Source organism: Gemmatimonas sp., assembly GCF_021298855.1.
Lineage (GTDB): Bacteria > Gemmatimonadota > Gemmatimonadetes > Gemmatimonadales > Gemmatimonadaceae > Gemmatimonas.
Genome location: NZ_JAJTHI010000045.1, coordinates 75470 through 91475 on the forward strand (window position 1 = coordinate 75470; position 16006 = coordinate 91475).

The 16006-nt window shown below is 68.1% G+C and carries 11 protein-coding genes, 1 tRNA gene and 1 pseudogene; 8 read left to right on the forward strand and 5 right to left on the reverse strand.

Features of this window, described 5'->3' with window-relative positions:
• Window positions 1–19 precede the first annotated feature (19 nt).
• A complete protein-coding gene (locus LW840_RS13715) occupies window positions 20–1492 on the forward strand; it encodes an aminotransferase class I/II-fold pyridoxal phosphate-dependent enzyme (protein ID WP_291277178.1) in 1473 nt (490 codons plus the stop codon).
• Window positions 1493–1545: 53 nt separating this feature from the next.
• Window positions 1546–1627: transfer RNA gene (locus tag LW840_RS13720), tRNA-Leu, on the forward strand.
• A gap of 112 nt (window positions 1628–1739) precedes the next feature.
• On the opposite strand, the gene LW840_RS13725 is transcribed toward LW840_RS13720, so the two are convergent.
• Complete coding sequence (locus LW840_RS13725; RefSeq protein ID WP_291277179.1) at window positions 1740–2831, reverse strand: serine hydrolase; 1092 nt, start codon at window positions 2829–2831, stop codon at window positions 1740–1742.
• A gap of 117 nt (window positions 2832–2948) precedes the next feature.
• Window positions 2949–3122 (reverse strand): hypothetical protein, encoded by a 174-nt coding sequence (locus tag LW840_RS13730; protein WP_291277180.1) that lies wholly within the window; start codon window positions 3120–3122, stop codon window positions 2949–2951.
• A gap of 520 nt (window positions 3123–3642) precedes the next feature.
• Here LW840_RS13730 and LW840_RS13735 point away from each other — a divergent pair.
• From LW840_RS13735 to LW840_RS13745, 3 genes are all read left to right on the forward strand, one after another.
• The gene (locus tag LW840_RS13735) at window positions 3643–4194 is read left to right on the forward strand and encodes a hypothetical protein (protein ID WP_291277181.1); all 552 of its coding nucleotides are present in this window, start codon (window positions 3643–3645) and stop codon (window positions 4192–4194) included.
• Window positions 4195–4242: 48 nt separating this feature from the next.
• A complete protein-coding gene (locus tag LW840_RS13740; RefSeq protein ID WP_291277182.1) occupies window positions 4243–5217 on the forward strand; it encodes a hypothetical protein in 975 nt (324 codons plus the stop codon).
• Window positions 5218–5890: 673 nt separating this feature from the next.
• Window positions 5891–7588: a hypothetical protein gene (locus LW840_RS13745; RefSeq protein WP_291277183.1), complete on the forward strand. Its 1698-nt coding sequence runs from the start codon at window positions 5891–5893 to the stop codon at window positions 7586–7588.
• Between the two features lie 354 nt (window positions 7589–7942).
• Here LW840_RS13745 and LW840_RS13750 read toward each other — a convergent pair whose 3' ends face one another.
• Both LW840_RS13750 and LW840_RS13755 read right to left on the reverse strand, forming a co-directional pair.
• Window positions 7943–8437 carry a thermonuclease family protein gene (locus LW840_RS13750; protein ID WP_291268676.1) on the reverse strand — a complete coding sequence of 165 codons (495 nt, stop codon included), beginning with the start codon at window positions 8435–8437 and terminating at the stop codon, window positions 7943–7945.
• Between the two features lie 171 nt (window positions 8438–8608).
• Window positions 8609–9994, reverse strand: coding sequence for an FAD-linked oxidase C-terminal domain-containing protein (locus LW840_RS13755; protein ID WP_291268675.1), 1386 nt, complete (start codon window positions 9992–9994; stop codon window positions 8609–8611).
• A gap of 98 nt (window positions 9995–10092) precedes the next feature.
• On the opposite strand from LW840_RS13755, the gene LW840_RS13760 reads away from it, so the two are divergent.
• From LW840_RS13760 to LW840_RS13770, 3 genes are all read left to right on the forward strand, one after another.
• On the forward strand, window positions 10093–11454 hold the full coding sequence (locus LW840_RS13760; protein ID WP_291268674.1) for a hypothetical protein: 1362 nt from the start codon (window positions 10093–10095) through the stop codon (window positions 11452–11454).
• 78 nt (window positions 11455–11532) lie between these two features.
• A complete protein-coding gene (locus tag LW840_RS13765; protein WP_291268673.1) occupies window positions 11533–13896 on the forward strand; it encodes a penicillin acylase family protein in 2364 nt (787 codons plus the stop codon).
• Window positions 13897–14008: 112 nt separating this feature from the next.
• The gene (locus LW840_RS13770) at window positions 14009–15643 is read left to right on the forward strand and encodes an acyl-CoA synthetase (protein ID WP_291277184.1); all 1635 of its coding nucleotides are present in this window, start codon (window positions 14009–14011) and stop codon (window positions 15641–15643) included.
• 81 nt (window positions 15644–15724) lie between these two features.
• On the opposite strand, the pseudogene LW840_RS13775 reads toward LW840_RS13770, so the two are convergent.
• Window positions 15725–16006, reverse strand: a pseudogene (locus tag LW840_RS13775) (hypothetical protein); the annotation flags it as partial.

Consider the following 16006-nt stretch of genomic DNA (forward strand, 5'->3'; position numbering starts at 1 on the left):
CGCTGCTACCTTGCGCGCCATGAGCCATGCCATGAGCCACGACCCGTCTTCGCCCCCGCGCGCCCCGCTTCAGCTTTCGCGCGCCGAGATGCAGGCGCTGGGAGACCAGGCCCTCGCGATGGTCATTGCCCACCACGAGGGGATCCGCGCGCAGCCCACCACCACCACGATGTCGCGCGCGGAAGCGGCGGCGCGGCTGTACACCCCGCTGCCCGAGGCGCCCACGCCGCCGGCCGAGCTGTTGGCGCAGCTGGCGCGCGATGTGTTCCCCAACGCATTCCGCGCCGATCATCCGCGCTTCTATGCGTTCGTGCCCAGCCCGTCCAACTTCGTGAGCGCCGTGGGGGATTTCCTCACGAGCGGACACAATGTGTTCAGCGGGCACTGGCTGGCCTCCAGTGGGGCGTCGCAGATCGAGCTGACGGTGCTCGACTGGCTGCAGCGCGCCTGCGGCCTGCCGCCGGAGGCCGGAGGCATTTTCGTGAGTGGCGGCTCCATGGCCAACCTGTCGGCGGTCGTGGTGGCGCGCGAGACACGGCTGGGCGGCCATGATCCCCAGGCCGTCGTGTACTATTCCGACCAGACGCATTCGTCCATGTCGAAGGGACTGCGGGTGCTGGGCTTCGGCAAGGCGCAGCGGCGCATGGTGGCCACCGATGCACAGTTCCAGCTGTCGCTGACGGCGCTGGAGGAGGCCATTCGTACCGACCGCGCCAACGGCATGCGCCCCTTTTGTGTGGTGGCCAACGCCGGGACCACCAACACCGGGGCGGTGGACCCGTTGCCCGCGCTCGCCGATCTTTGCGCGCGCGAGGGGCTGTGGCTGCACATCGACGGCGCCTACGGCGCGGCGGCGGTGCTGCATCCGCGCGGAGCCGCGGCGCTGGAGGGGCTGGGGCGCGCCGACTCCATTACGCTCGATCCGCACAAGTGGCTCTTCCAGCCGTTCGAGATCGGCTGCCTGCTGGTGCGCGATGCGCAGCTCATGCAGGACGCCTTTCGCGTGGAGGACGAGGATCACGCCGACTATCTGGCGGACATCACGCGGCACATTCAGCAGGACGTGAACTTCTTCGAGCGCGGCATTCAGCTCACGCGCTCGTTCAAGGCGCTCAAGCTGTGGCTGTCGTTGCGCACCTTCGGACTGGCCGCGTTCCGGGACGCCATCCAGGTGGGGTTCGATGTGGCCGATTTCGCGCAGCAGTGGCTGGAGGCGAGTGGGCGCTGGGAAATCGTGACGCCGTCGCAGCTGGGGATCGTGACCTTCCGCTGGCGTGGCGCGGGGCTGGATGACGCGGCGGTCGACGCGCTCACGGGGCGCGTGGTGGACCGGCTGCGCGCTGATGGGTACGCAACGGTCATGAGCACGTTGCTGCGGGGCCGGCCGGCGCTGCGGCTCTGCCCCATCCACTGGGACGCCACGACGCGCGAAATGGCGATGACCCTCGAGCGCCTCACCCAGTTTGCGCTGGAGGAATCCGCGAGGGCATAGCGGCGGCGTGGGCGGCGGTCGGCAGGCGGCGGATTAGATTTCGGGGGTGGTACGCGGACGTGGCGAAATTGGTAGACGCACCAGCCTTAGGAGCTGGCGGGGCAACCCATCCCGGTTCGAGTCCGGGCGTTCGCATGCGTGAGGTGATTGGGCACGTCGCCCTCGGCGACGGAGCTCGTCGAGCGGAGTGCGGCAGGTCCGCCTTTTCCCACGCGAAGTGCCTGGCCAGGTCCGCAGGCCAGTCATCTCAGCGCCGAAAGCCGGTGAGCAGCCGCGTGAGGAACTCCACGTCAGCGAAGGTGTTCCGCTCGGCCGGCCCGTTGCGCACGACAGTCAGTTCGAGCGAGGGGATCACGTACAACTGCTGCCCATAGGCCCCTTTCGCCATCACGAAGTCGTCCGGGATCATTGGCTGATCGACGATCGGCTTGATCTGCTGCGAGTACTGCCGCTTGTTGTTCGCGTCGATCGTCGCCGCCAGCGCCGTGGGCACCGGCTTCTTGAGCCACCAGTAGAAGCCGTAGGCGGGGTGGGCCGGATTGCCGGTGAACACCTGGTCGAAGAACGCGCGCGGCAGGATCGACGGACCCGTCCACCGTGACGCCATGGTGAGGCGAACGAACTCGCCGAACTTGGCCCAGTCGCGCGCGGTCACGTACGCGCTGCCGGACAGGTTGGGGCGGCCGTCGGCGAAGTTCGTGGCCCAGCGCAGCGACGTGATGCCCAGCGGCTGCAGCAGGCGGCGTGCGAGATAGTCGACCACCGCCTCCCCGCCGAGGCGTCGCTCGAGCGCCAGGCCGAAGATATTGGGGTCGCCGCTGTACACGAACGTGCTGCCGCCCGGATAGTCCACGGGTGCCGGCAGGTAGTCGAGCCAACCGGACAGATCGTTCAGTTCGCGGAGCCCGCTTGTCATGGTGAGCAGGTGCCGATACGTGATGCGCGATTTCATGGGATCGCTGCGCCACTCGGTGATGGCGCGCTGCGCAACCGGCTCGTCGAGGTCGAACAGTCCGTCGGCCGCGGCGATCGCGCCGAGCATGCCGGTGAAGCCCTTGGTGGCGCTGGCGAGCAGTTGGACGCGGTCGGCGCTCCCGCCATTCGTGTACGATTCGTCGAGCACCTGCCCGCGGTGCAGCACGAGGAATGTCTGGCCGCCCATCGACGTGCTGTACGCCTTGGCGGCGGCGATGGCCTCGGGGGTGGGACCCGCCACCGCAGTCGACGCGTCGGGAAGCGTTGGGGACGCCGGACTACCGGATGCGCCGCAGGCAGTGCCGAGCAGCACCACCATCAACAGGGCCGTGAGGGACAGGCTGGTCCGCCATACGGTATTCATAAAGCTGAATGGGAGTGATCGTTGATGGATTGAATGCCAGCCGCAGGTCCCCCGCGTTGCCGCCATCATGGGGAGAACACGCCAGATCTGCGCCTCCCCATGTGCGCCTCGCGGCGCTCACCGCCACCGCCCCGCAAAGAACGCCCACGCCACCGCGGCGAACTCGATATCCCGGCGCTGGATCTCCGTGGGGGCGTTCGCCGCCACGAGCCCCGGACGGGCCATGGCGAAGGCGTGCGCCATCATCGCCTCGTTGGATCCGCCGGCCATGAACACCGACGAGGCGGGCAATCCGCCGCTGGTGCGCACCCGCGTTCGCCACGTCCATGCCGGCTCCGCCGCCGCCGTGCAGCACGAACACGACGGCGCGCGGCGTTCCGTTCAAGATCGCGGGAACGTGCACGCGATATTGGCGGGCGGCGCCGGCCACGGAACGCGCGTGATCAGTGAGCCCCAACGAGTACGGTGCAGACATCTGCGGGGGCGCGGTAGCGGCACTGCCCGCGTTGCGGCCGCAACCGCCCGTCAGCGACTGCAAGACCGTCGCGAACAGCACGGGCAACGGTAGACGAGCGGGAAAAGTACGCGGAAGTCGTCGGTCGGGCATGATCACCAGGTCGATATGGACAGGCGGACATCCGGTGGTCCGCCTCGGCGGTATCGACGACGCGTCGCCGCCAGCGGCAAGCGACGGCGGGGGCACAGTTCCCTCCCCAACCCGTGGATTAACGCACCGGCCAACGGCGCCGTCGAACGTTCGGGCGAGACCCTCCACCTCTCGCTGCCGGCGTACCCCTTCGGTGACCGCGCTATGCGAACACGACCGACGATCGTCCTGCTGCTGTCCCTCGGCGCCCTGCTCCCGTCCATGGCCGACGGGCAGCGCCGTCCACGTCCCCGGCCCACGCCCGGTGGGCGCGGTGGCGTCGCCCTTGGCACCCTCGGTGCGCCCACGACCTCGCTCGGTATTCGGGGCGGGTACGATGCAACGGTCGACCGCTGGAGTGTCGGTGCACAGCTGCGCCTGCCGGTGGCGCGCCGCCTGGCCTTCGTGCCGAGCGGCGATGTGTTCCTCGGGGACAGCGCCACCGACTGGCAACTGAACGCCGACCTCACCCTTCCGCTGCGCGGACTGTACGTGGGCGGTGGCATCGGCCTGTTGCGTGCCGATGACCGGGACACGGGTGAGCGCGGCACGCGGGCCGCCCCCAATCTGCTGGCGGGCTTCGAGCCACGGGCGCTGGGCCGTGTCGTCCGCCCGTTCATCGAAGGGCGCTGGACCTTCCCCAACGATGGGGCGCGTTTCCGCCTGGTGGGAGGTGTGAGCGTTCCGATCGGCGACGGCGGAAGACGCCGGCGTTAGACCATCTACCGATGATCGCCTGACCACCGCCCCCCACAACACGTCCGTATGCGCCGTACTTCGCACGCCTGCCGCTGGATGGCCCGGTTCGGGCTGCTGCTCGTTGCCTTCCCAACCACACTCGCAGCCCAGCACAACCACCCCGGCCACCACGGCCACGCCAGCACCCCTGTCGACTGCCGCACTCTGGCGGCCCCACCGTGGACCGGGCTGTCGTCGTCAGATCGGCTGGCCATCGAACAGGTCCGTCGTGCCGCAGTGTCGCTGGCCGGCACTGATGCCGCGGCGGCGTCCGGCTTCGCCCCGTCGTTCGGGGACATCCCCACCATGGGCGTGCACTGGATCAACCGGACACGCATGCAGGACGCCGCGCAAACGGACGCGCCAGACCACCTGCTGTTCGCCCGCATCGGCGGGCGGGACAGCCTCGTGGGCGTCGCCTATGCGTTCCGCGGACCCGTCGACGCGAACATGCCGAAGCTGTTCGAGAGCCCCCTGGCCACGTGGCATGACCATCCCGGCCTGGGTGGTGGCAGCGGCAACACCCTGCACATGCTGCACGTGTGGTTCGTGCCGTCGCCCTATGGTCCGTTCGCAGGCAACAACTTCCTCCTGCCGTTCCTGACCGCTGGGCGAGCGCTGCCGAATCCGTGCTGGCTGCAGTCCGCGTCCGACGTGTTACGATTCGAACTCGTGGCCACGCTCGTGGACATGCTGCACCGGCGCGCGGATTCGACCGCTGCGACCAACGACCGTTCCGGGCGCCGCGGTCGCCTCGGGGCAGTAGGCGCCCGGCGAGGCGTCGCGACCATGCTCGACGAGCTGGCGACGCGTGTTGCCCCCCAGCTTGCGGCGATGGACACCGCCTCCCGTGCGGGCGATCGCGCCGCGTGGGAGCGGCATGCGGACAACCTGGTGACCTCTCTCCGGCCGGGTGAGCGGCGCCTCGTCGAGGGGGTGCGCGACCGGCTCAAGGGAATCCAGTCGAGTACCGCTGGCCAACGGCGCAGAGGGCGCCAATGAAGGCCGCGATGGTCCTGTCATGCCGCTCGCGCCTCGGCTCCCGCGGCGCCGTGCTCGGCGCCGTTGGCGAGATGGCATTCGGCTGCGGCGCGGGGACGCGGCACAGCCGTATCTGGCCGACCAGCACACCACCGAGGATCTACGCCTCCTGCTCGCCCCAAAGTCGTCGCGGTGCGGTGCCCGGGCCAAGGCCTGGGTATTGCCTCGTTGGCACTCGAGCGCATGCGCTCGGCCTTCGAGCACCATGAGGCCAAGGCCACCGCGCTCATGAGACCATGACCTCCAAGGTGCGCGAAGCCCATAGGCACTCCGCGTTGGAACTACCCCATGTTCGTGGACGGTAGAGCGTGGTCATGCTCGACCAACAGCAGCTCACGCGAACGGCACAAGGCGGGCAGCCAACGGCCAGGCAACCGGACGAACGGCTGCGCCACCACGTCGTCGTGCGGGACACTCCCGATGCCCACTCGGCGGCGCCGACAACCGCTCGGGCCGGTTGCGGGACCATCCGGAGGGCAATCGGTTGCCGCGCCGCCCCGGGACTCCTAGCTTCGCGGTCCGCCACACCTACGCAGTCCAAACCGGTAACATGTTTCCCCGGTCGCCCGTGAATCCAGCGCTTCGTACCACCTTGAGCCGTGCGAGTCGGCGGGTCTGCATGCTCGTCGCACTGATGCTCCTCGTCCCACGATCCGCATTTGCGTACTACTTCAATGAGCACGAGGTCATTGGCAATGCGGCCATGTCGATGTTCCTGCGGAGTCGTGGCGCTGCGACGTCGCCATTCTGGAGACTGCTCCCACTGACCTACGACTCGGCGTCGGCAACGTATGCGTTTCCGCTGCTGTCGCGGTACCAGACATCGATCGGGTACGGCACGATCAACGCCCTCAGTGGCGATCACACGGTAAGCCCGCTCGCGCTCCAGGAGCATCTGCTCACGCCCAACAGCCGGGTGCTGCGGGTGATTGCCCTGCAGAAGCAGTTCGCGGCGGCGCACTACGCGAGCGCGCCCGACGGCGACCTGGCAAAGCTCGACCCGGCGTATCTCACGCTGGCCATGCGCAACCAGTCGCACTTCTACTGGTATGGAAAGGGGGCCAGCGAGAATCTCGCCCCATTCGACTCCGCGGACATCGACCGCCTGCTGTCACCGGCGCACGCCCAGGCGGTGCTGCATCGGCTGCATGGCACGAACGCCCTGACCATGTACGTCACGCTGCACGCCGCGGCGATTCGTGCGGCGGAGAAGGCCGGACGCGAACCCGATGAGGTCGCATCAAGGGAGTGGTTGCACTACGCGTTCCTGTACAACGGCTTCGCGGACCACTTTCTCCAGGACGCCTTTTCCTCGGGGCACCTGCTGGTCAGGCGCACCATGCTGACCATGCTCGTCAACAACAAGTCGTTGCATGACTTCTACTCGAAGTACGGCACCCGCGTCGTCAATGCGAACGGGGAAATCTGGACGGCGTTCGGGGACGCGGCCTTCAATCAACCGCACGGTGCCTATCTGGCGGATGGCTCGATCCGCGACATCCGATATCCGCTCCTCACCCCGGAGGCGCAGCGGATCGTGAACGCGGTCGCGGCATCACTCGGCGATCTTGCCGACGCCTTCGAGCGCGGGCGTTCATTGGCCGACGACAGCCTCACGCGCGCCTCGATCGTCCCGTCCAGCCCGACGTCACGCACCTCGGATTTTTTCCGGCAGTACCGGTCGCTGTCCCATGTACCCCTCCCCTACGGGACGGTACTGAAGGACCTGATGCCGGATTCGCTGGCACGCCGAGCGGATATCCAGCGTGCCAATCAGATGCCGTACCTTCGGGATTTCGTCCGCAGTCGCGTGGCGAACTCGGTGGTTCTGGATTTCACCACGGTAGCCGTCACCGCACCGGAGATTTATCAGGGGATTGACCTTCGGCTGAACCTCGGCCTGCTGCGCTCGGCGTACCGCTTCAATGACCAAGGCACCAAGCGAGGACAATTGGACTCCTGGCACGGCTACACCGCTTCGTACGGCCGGGGCCGTGTGGTGTCACCGCAGGACACGGCGGGGAGCTGGGCTCTCCGGGTTGGCATAAGAAGTCACTTCGACTATTGGGTCAGCAACGAACGATTTGCCGGGTTGTTCGTGTACTCGGAGATCGGCATGGATCGGCGGGCGAACAAGACGGCCTTCGCCTTCACGCCGCAGGCTGGCGTCCAACTCGGCTCACTGCTCAAGCTCAACTACTACAGCATGCCCGTCTGGGCTCGGGTTCCGGCCCAGCTGTTCCTGCCGCTCAAGTTCAGGGCCGGCACCATCGTTGCGGCGGGCCGCCGGCCCACCCCCTTCAGTGGTCTGGAGATCGACCTGCTGTTCTGATGCGCGACCTCTACAGGCTGCGCTGTTCTGCGAGGGCGCGGGCCTGCCATGGCGACCCGATCGCCTCGACGGCGCCGTCCGGAACGTCGCGAAGAGTACCGCGAGTGTCCGCTGCCGTACCGTCCGGATCATCGTACGCAACGCACCAGCCTGGGGTGGCGATGCGATGCGGCCACGCCGACGGCGGAGCGCCGAGAGCGGTTGTGCCGATTGTGCAGCCATCCTGCCCTGACCCGTTCTGCCCTTCTCTGCTCCGCTGGCAATAGCCCGGGCACTCCGCAGCATTTCAGCCCTCGGAGCTGGCGGGGCGACCCATCCCGGTTCGAGTCCGGGCGTTCGCATGGCAGGCGGGTGTCAACACCGACCCGCCCGCGCATCCGCCGGCAGGCAGGCGAAGCCATCGACGGCCCACAGGCCGGCGCGCGCGGCCCGGGCCTGCTCGGCGGCCGCGCGGATGCGCTCCACGTGACGGACGTTGGGTGGGTAGACCACGGGCACGGCATACCCGGCGCGCACCAGCGCTTCGTTCACGAACACCCCGCGCTCGGTGTACAGGTAGGCCAGCGTGCGATTGTACCGGTCGGTGCGCCGCACGTCGTATTCCACCCGCACCGTACTCCCCACGGGGATGAGTTGCTCCAGGGCCGCCGCGGCCTGGGCGCCAAAGGGGGGCTGGCTGCGCTCGGGGGTGTCGATGAGCAGCAGCCGGATGCGCTGCGCGTCGCAGTCCACGGTGTCACCGTCGACGATACGGGTAATGCGGCACGTCTGCCGCTCGTCGAGCGAGGCCGCAGGATTGGCCGAACACGCCAACAGCACCACCATTCCCAGCACAGCACGCCATGTCATTGGTTGCCCCTCGGGCAGATTGCCGCGTTGTGAAACTGCCGTGACCATTGAACACCAAGGGTATGGCAGGGGTCCGACAATCGGCGGGAACAGGGGCGGCGCGGGCATGTCGCCGCCAGACGCACACCGACCCGTGCCTGCCCGGTCGCCGGCAGCACGGGTGGCGCGCAACTACGGGGGAAGCACCTTCCCGGGGTTCATGATCCCGAGCGGATCGAGCGCCTGCTTGATGGCGCGCATCACGTTCAGCGCCTCGCCGTGTTCGGCGGCAAGGAACCGCAGTTTCCCCGTGCCGACGCCGTGCTCGCCCGTGCACGTCCCGTCCATGGCCAGCGCGCGCCGCACGAGCCGGTCGTGCAGCCGCTCCGCCTCGGCCACTTCCCGCGGATCATCGCGCCGCACGAGCAAGCCGAGGTGGAAGTTGCCGTCGCCCACGTGGCCAATGAGCGGCGCCACGAGGAAGCTCTCGCGCAGATCCTGCTTGGTCTCGAGAATGCACTCCGCCAGCCGCGAGATCGGCACGCAGACATCGGTGGCCCACAAGCCGCACCCGGGGCGCAGCGCCTTGGTGGCATAGGCCGCGTCATGGCGCGCCGCCCAGAGCGCCCGGCGCTCCTCGTGGCCGGAGGCCCAGGCGAAGGCGCCGCCACCCAGCTCCGTGGCAATCTGCTGCACCAGCGCGGCGTCTTCGCGTACCGACGATGCGGACCCGTGGAACTCGAGGAAGAGCGTGTCCTGCACCGGGTGCGTGAGCCCCGCGTACCGGTTGACGGCGTCCATCTGCACGTCATCGAGCAGTTCGACGCGCGCGATGGGGACACCGAGCTGGATGGTGCGGATGACCGTGTTGACGGCCCCCGCCAGTGAGTCGAAGGAGCACACGGCCGCAGCGATGGTGTCCGGTACACCGAAAAGGCGTACGGTGACCTCGGTGATGATGCCGAGTGTCCCCTCGCTGCCCACGAACAGCCGCGTGAGATCGTAGCCGGCGGAGGATTTCCGGGCGCGACGGGCGGTGCGCACGATACGGCCGTCCGCCAGCACCACCGTGAGCCCCAGCACGTTTTCGCGCATCGTGCCGTAGCGCACCGCATTGGTGCCGGACGCGCGCGTCGCGGCCATCCCGCCGAGCGAGCAATCGGCCCCGGGATCGATGGGGAAGAAGAGGCCGAGGTCACGCAGCTGTGCGTTCAGCGTCTGGTGCGTGACCCCGGCCTGCACCGTCGCATCGAGGTCTTCGGCGCTCACCCGCAGCACCCGGTCGAGGCGCTGCAAACTGACGACCACCCCGCCGTGCTCCGGAATCACGCCGCCTTCGAGCGCCGTTCCGGTCCCGTACGCGACGACGGGAACACCATACGCGGCACACACCTGCACCACCGTCGCGACCTCCTCGGTGGAATCCGGGAAGACCACCGCGTCCGGTCGGTGGGGCGCGTGCCACGACTCGTCGTGGCTGTGGAGGTCGCGCACGGAATCGCTGGTGGACAGGCGGTCGCCGAGCCGGCGACGCAGCTCGGCGATTGCCGTCTCGACCGGTGCGGGGGCGACGCTCATGCGGGACGGGTGGGGGGACAGTGGCTGGTTTTCATTACAGCTGTTATGATAATACCGCCGCGCGCGCGAACGCCAACTGCCCCTGACCGGACTCCCGCATGCCTGTCCCCACCCGCCCCGCCCACGCCGACCGGACGTGGACCGTACAGCCCGCCGCCGCCGCGGTGGTCCACCGTGCCCTCAACGACCGGTTGTCCCGGGTTCCCGGTTGCGCCGCCTTTGCAGCGCGCCTGCTCGACGACATCGGGGTGCGCCTGGTGGACATCCTCGACTTCGTCGCGGTCGTCGATCACGCCGAAGCTGCGGCGTTCCACGCGGCCGGATGGGAGGCCGACCCGGCGCACCCGGGCGTCCTGCGCAACCCCACGGGGCTCTTCCCCGCGGTGCTCACGGGCGCCGAGCGTGTGGGGCTCGGCTTCAAGGTCGAGTACCTGCACGAGTTCCTGGCGTCGCAGGGGCTGGCGGTGTCGGTGGACGGCGCGCTGCACGCCCCGTTTCGCCGGGCGCTGGCGTGGTCTGCTGACGGTGTCGAGTGTTGGGCCATTGAACGGCGCGGATCGACCGGCTTTGCCCCGGAGGCGGTATCGGCCGCGACGCTGCGCGAGTCACGGCTGGTGCTGCAGGCGTTCCGGGCCCGTCGTCGAGCCTTTGATGACCTGGGGCGCGGCTACGACCACACCGATGCGCTGGTCCGTGCCGCCGTGGGCGGGCTCGGCGCGTCGTGGGCCTGCTGGCTGTGGCTGCGCGCGGAGCGCGAATACTGGGAGACGCGCTGCCGCGCCGGGCGCGTGCAAAAGGCGCGGCAGGACCAGCACGGTATCGGCTGGGCCAATCAGGATCATCACACCTACGACAGTTCGCGCGAGTGGTTCCACCGCTGCGTCGGCGTGCTGGAGACACTGGGGTTCGAGTGCCGCGAGCTGTTCTACGCCGGGCACGCGGCCGGCTGGGGGTCGCAGATTCTCGAACAGCCGGCGCTCGGCAGCGTGATCTTCGCCGACATCGACCTAGCCCCGGAAGAACTCGACATCGACTTCGCGCATCTGCATCTCGCCCCCCTGCCGTTCCTGCGCCGCGCGGGGCTCTGGTGTGCCCTCCACGGTGAATCGGTGTTCGAGGCCGGGATCAACCACCTCGAGTGCATGTACGATCATGTCCGCATGCAGACGCGGCTGGAGCAGGCCGGCGTGTCGTTCATGCCGCCGTTCTCCGACTTCCCGCACCTGTATCAGGCGCTCACCGAAGGCGAATGGTGGGCCGTGGATCCCGCCCGGGTGGACGCGCTGGAGCGCGCGGGGCTGGTTACCGCCGAACAGGCGGAGGACTTCCGGCTGAACGGGGCGATCGGCTCGCACCTCGAGAACCTCGAACGCAACGAGGGCTTCAAGGGATTCAATCAGCCCGGCATCGACGGCGTGCTGCGCATCATCGACCCGCGCAAGAATCTCGTAGGCGCGTAGCGGCCTTGCCGTGGTGCCACTTCCGCACCCGCCAGTCATACCCCATCGGCACCAACCAACCTTCTGGGGGCTCATACCGTGACGTACAGCAATCAGGACCTGGTGCGTACCGTGTGGCTGGCCGCGCTTTTCCCACTGACCCTCACGGCTACAGCTGTCCGGCCGGCGGCGGCACAACCGCTTCGCGCCACGGTCAGCACCACGTCGTACGGCGTGGCGCACGTGCGGGCCAACGACGTGGCCGGCGTGGGCTTTGGCCATGGCTACGCGCTGGCGGCCTCAGACCTCTGCACCATTGCCAATCGCTGGGTCACCGTGCGTGGGGAACGTTCGCGCTTCTTCGGAATCGAGGGGGCGCGGGACGCGCAGCAGACAGTCACCAACCTCCAGAGCGACTTCTACTGGCGGGCGCTGATCGATCGCGACTTCGTGGGCGGACTGCTGCGGCAACCGGCGCCAGTGGGGCCCATTGTGGAGGTACGCGACCTGGTGCGCGGCTACGTCGCCGGCTACAACCACTACCTCGAAGAAGTCGGCGTCGACCGCATTCCCGACCCACGCTGCCGGGGGCAGGCATGGGTGCGCCCCATCACCGAGCGGGATGTCTACCTCCAGGCGTTCCACACGGTGGCGCCCAGGGAACGATCATGGATTGGGCCCATCGTGGACGCGGTCCGTCCGGGTGCCGGACCGACGACGCCCCCCTCCGGCTCGATCGAGTTGTCCCCGCCCATCACGATGAGCAACGTGATCGCGTTGGGACGCGACGCCACCGACAATGGCAAGGGGATGCTGTTCATCAACCCGCACTGGCGCTGGCACGGGCCGGAGCGGTTCTTCGAGGTGCACCTGACCGTTCCCGGCAAGCTGGACGTGTATGGCGCCACGTTCCAGGGGACACCGATGGTGCTGCTGGGATTCAATCGTCGGGTGGCATGGAGCCACACCGCCAGCGTTCCCATGCGGATGACGGTGTACCAGCTGCGTCTCGCGCCCGGCAATCCGACAGCCTACGAGTACGAAGGCGCGGTGCGCCCCATGACCGCCCGTCGCGTGACGGTGACCGTGCGAGAGGAGGACGGCCGGCTCACCGAACGGGCACACACCTTCTGGGAGACGCACTTCGGCCCGGTGATCGCCAACGCGTCGTTCGTGTGGAGCGGCACGCATGCCTACGCGCTGCGTTCATCCACCCGCGACTTCCGTTGGCTCAACCAGCAATACGAGATGAACGCGGCGTCCTCGGCGAAGGAGATGGACGAGGCCGGGAAGCGGTATCTGGCCGAGGGGTGGCTCAACACCGTGGCGGCGGACGACCAGGGGCGGGTGATTTTCGGCGATCGTTCATCAGTTCCCCACGTGACCGCACTGCAGCGGGAGGCGTGCATTACCTCTCCGGAGGGGAAGGCGCTGTGGGAGGCGCGGCAGCTTATCGTCATGGATGGCTGGCGCCGGGCGTGCGAGTGGGGCAGCGACCCCGACGCCCCGGTCCCCGGGATCTACGGCGTCAAGCGCCTCCCGATGCTGGACCGGTGGGACTATGCCACGAACTCCAACGACAGCCACTGGACCAACCAGGCGCGCCAATTGCTGGAGGGGTATGACCCCATCATGGGAACCGAGCGCACGCCGCGCAGCCTGCGCACCCGAACCGGGCTGGCCAGAATCGAGGCGCGACTGAACGGGACCGACGGGCTCCCCGGCAACCGGTTCACGCTGGCACAGCTCGAGGCGATCAGCATGAACAACCGCGTGTATTCGGGAGAGTTGTGGCGGGACGCTTTGGTGACCACGTGCCGTACGTTGCCGATCCAGAAGGGGATCCCCGAGGCGTGTGACGTGCTGGCAGCCTGGGACCTCACAGAGAACCTGGACAGCCCGGGCGCCGTGCTCTGGCGCCGTTTCATGGAGAACCTCGGAAACCCCGAGCCGTTCTACACCGTGCCGCTGGATCCCACCGATCCCGTGCACACTCCCCGCGGGCTCAACAGCGCCGATCCTCGGGTGACTCAGGCGCTCAGCGCGGCCATTGGCGATCTGCGTGACAGTGGGATGCCACTGAGCGCCCGGTTGCGCGAGTACCAAGTCGAGGAGCGGGCCGGACTCCGGATTCCCATCCACGGCGGGCCTGGGCAGTTCGGGCAATACAACCTCATCACCTCCGGATCGGGGTGGATCCCGGGGAAAGGCTGGCAGCAGGTGGTGCATGCGTCGAGCTTCGTGGCGTGGGTGCAGTACACCGATCAGGGGCCGGTCGGGCGATCGATCATGGCCTCGTCGCAGTCGGACAATCCCACCTCACCGCACCACGCCGACCAGACCCTGCTGTTCTCGCGGAAAGCATCCAAGCCGATCCTCTTCGAGGAGCGGGACATCCGGGCCGACCCCAATCTGCGCGTGGTGGAACTGTGCCGGACGGCCGAGGGACGGGCGTGCCCGTGAGGGGGCCCTGGTTCGAGAGGTCGCCGGTTGAGGGGACCGGCGCACAGAGCGGCGATGGACATGGGCACCTGCCGCCAGCGGGCTCTCCACCACCGGGAGCGAGGGGAAGACCATGGCCGTGAATGCATACGAGCAGGGGCTCGACCGGAACCCCGCGAATCATCAGCCGCTGACGCCGCTCCTGTTTCTCGAGCGTACCGCGCAGGTGTATCCGGACTTCCCCGCCATCGTGCACGGCGCGATCAGGCGCGACTATCGGAGCTTCCGCGATCGCGCCGTACAGCTGGCCCATGCGCTGACCACGTGCGGCATCGGCCGCGGTGATACGGTCGCCACCCTGCTGCCGAACATTCCGGAAATGCTGGAATGTCATTTCGGCGTCCCCATGGCCGGTGCCGTACTGAACACCATCAATACACGGCTCGACGCCGCGACCATTGGCTACATTCTCGACCACGGCCACGCCGTCGCCGTGGTTGTGGACCGTGAGTTCATGCCCGTGCTGCGCGCGGCACTGGCGGAGTGTGCCGTGCATCCGTTGGTGATCGAAGTGCACGATGCGCTGTCGCCGGAGGCCGTGCTCGGCGAGACGCTGGGCGGAGTGGACTACGAGCAGTTCATTGCCGGCGGGCGCGCGGATTTCGCCTGGGCCATGCCGCGCGACGAATGGGATGCCATCACGCTGAGCTACACGTCAGGCACCACGGGCAATCCGAAAGGCGTGGTGTACCATCACCGCGGCGCCTACCTGCTGGCCACGGGCAATGTGCTGGCCGCCGACATGGCCCGGCATCCGACCTATCTGTGGACGCTGCCGATGTTTCACTGCAACGGCTGGTGTTTCCCGTGGACAGTGACGGCGCTGGCTGGCCTGCATGTGTGCCTGCGCGCCGTGCGCGGCCCCGAGATGTGGCGCCTGATGTCCGACCATGCCGTGACGCATCTGTGCGGCGCGCCGATCGTGATGGCGACTTTACTCGCCACCCATGACTCCGACCGACGTGACTTGCCCCATCGCGTGCAATTCGTCGTTGCTGGTGCGCCGCCGCCGGAAGCCGTGCTCGCCGCCATGCAGGACGCGGGCTTTGCGGTGTGCCACGTGTATGGCCTGACCGAGGTGTACGGCCCCGCCGTGGTGAATGCCTGGCATGACGCCTGGAACGCGAAACCGGGACCGGAACGGGCCGCGTTGATGGCGCGCCAAGGTGTGCGCTATCTGGCGCTGGAAGGCCTCGACGTGATCGACCCGGAGACGATGCGACCGGTGCCGCCCGACGGCGCCACCATGGGGGAAGTCATGATGCGCGGCAATGTCGTGATGAAGGGCTATCTGAAGGACCCTGCGGCGACGCAATCCGCCTTTGCCGGCGGCTGGTTCCATACCGGCGACCTTGCGGTGAAGGACCCGGACGGGTACCTGCAGCTCAAGGATCGCTCGAAGGACATCATCATCTCCGGCGGTGAGAACATCAGCAGCATCGAGGTCGAGAACGCCCTGTACAAGCATCCCGCGGTGGCGGTGGTGGCGGTGGTGGCGAAGCCCGATGGGCACTGGGGAGAAACGCCTTGCGCCTTCGTGGAATTGAGGCCGGGCATGAGCGCAACGCCCGAGGAAGTGATCGGCTTCGCGCGTCAGCATCTGGCGGCCTTCAAGGTGCCGCGCCACGTCCACTTCGCCGACATACCGAAAACCTCCACCGGCAAGATCCAGAAACACGTGTTGCGGGACCGCGTGCGGGGCGGATGAGCCGGTGAGGCGGCGCGCCGTGGCGAGTGATGTCGGCGACCGCCACCACCGTACACGGCGTGGTGGCGGCGGCCCCCACCCTCACCGCCGAAAGCCGGTAAGCAGCCGCGTGAGGAACTCCACATCAGCGAAGTTGTTCCGCTGCGCCGGCCCGTTGCGCACGACAGTCAGTTCGAGCGAGGGGATCACGTACAACTGCTGCCCATAGGCCCCTTTCGCCATCACGAAGTCGTTGGGGATCATGGCCTGATCGACGATCGGCTTGATCTGCTGCGAGTACTGCCGCTTGTTGTTCGCGTCGATCGTCGCCGCCAGCGCCGTGGGCACCGGCTTCTTGAGCCACCAGTAGAAGCCGTAGGCGGG

Bases quoted from the DNA above. Each gene is read 5' to 3' on its own strand.
- LW840_RS13715 (WP_291277178.1), top strand. From the start codon at position 20: ATGAGCCATGCCATGAGCCACGACCCGTCTTCGCCCCCGCGCGCCCCG.
- LW840_RS13725 (WP_291277179.1), bottom strand. From the start codon at position 2,831: ATGAATACCGTATGGCGGACCAGCCTGTCCCTCACGGCCCTGTTGATG.
- LW840_RS13735 (WP_291277181.1), top strand. From the start codon at position 3,643: ATGCGAACACGACCGACGATCGTCCTGCTGCTGTCCCTCGGCGCCCTG.
- LW840_RS13740 (WP_291277182.1), top strand. From the start codon at position 4,243: ATGCGCCGTACTTCGCACGCCTGCCGCTGGATGGCCCGGTTCGGGCTG.
- LW840_RS13745 (WP_291277183.1), top strand. From the start codon at position 5,891: ATGCTCCTCGTCCCACGATCCGCATTTGCGTACTACTTCAATGAGCAC.
- LW840_RS13750 (WP_291268676.1), bottom strand. From the start codon at position 8,437: ATGACATGGCGTGCTGTGCTGGGAATGGTGGTGCTGTTGGCGTGTTCG.
- LW840_RS13755 (WP_291268675.1), bottom strand. From the start codon at position 9,994: ATGAGCGTCGCCCCCGCACCGGTCGAGACGGCAATCGCCGAGCTGCGT.
- LW840_RS13760 (WP_291268674.1), top strand. From the start codon at position 10,093: ATGCCTGTCCCCACCCGCCCCGCCCACGCCGACCGGACGTGGACCGTA.
- LW840_RS13770 (WP_291277184.1), top strand. From the start codon at position 14,009: ATGGCCGTGAATGCATACGAGCAGGGGCTCGACCGGAACCCCGCGAAT.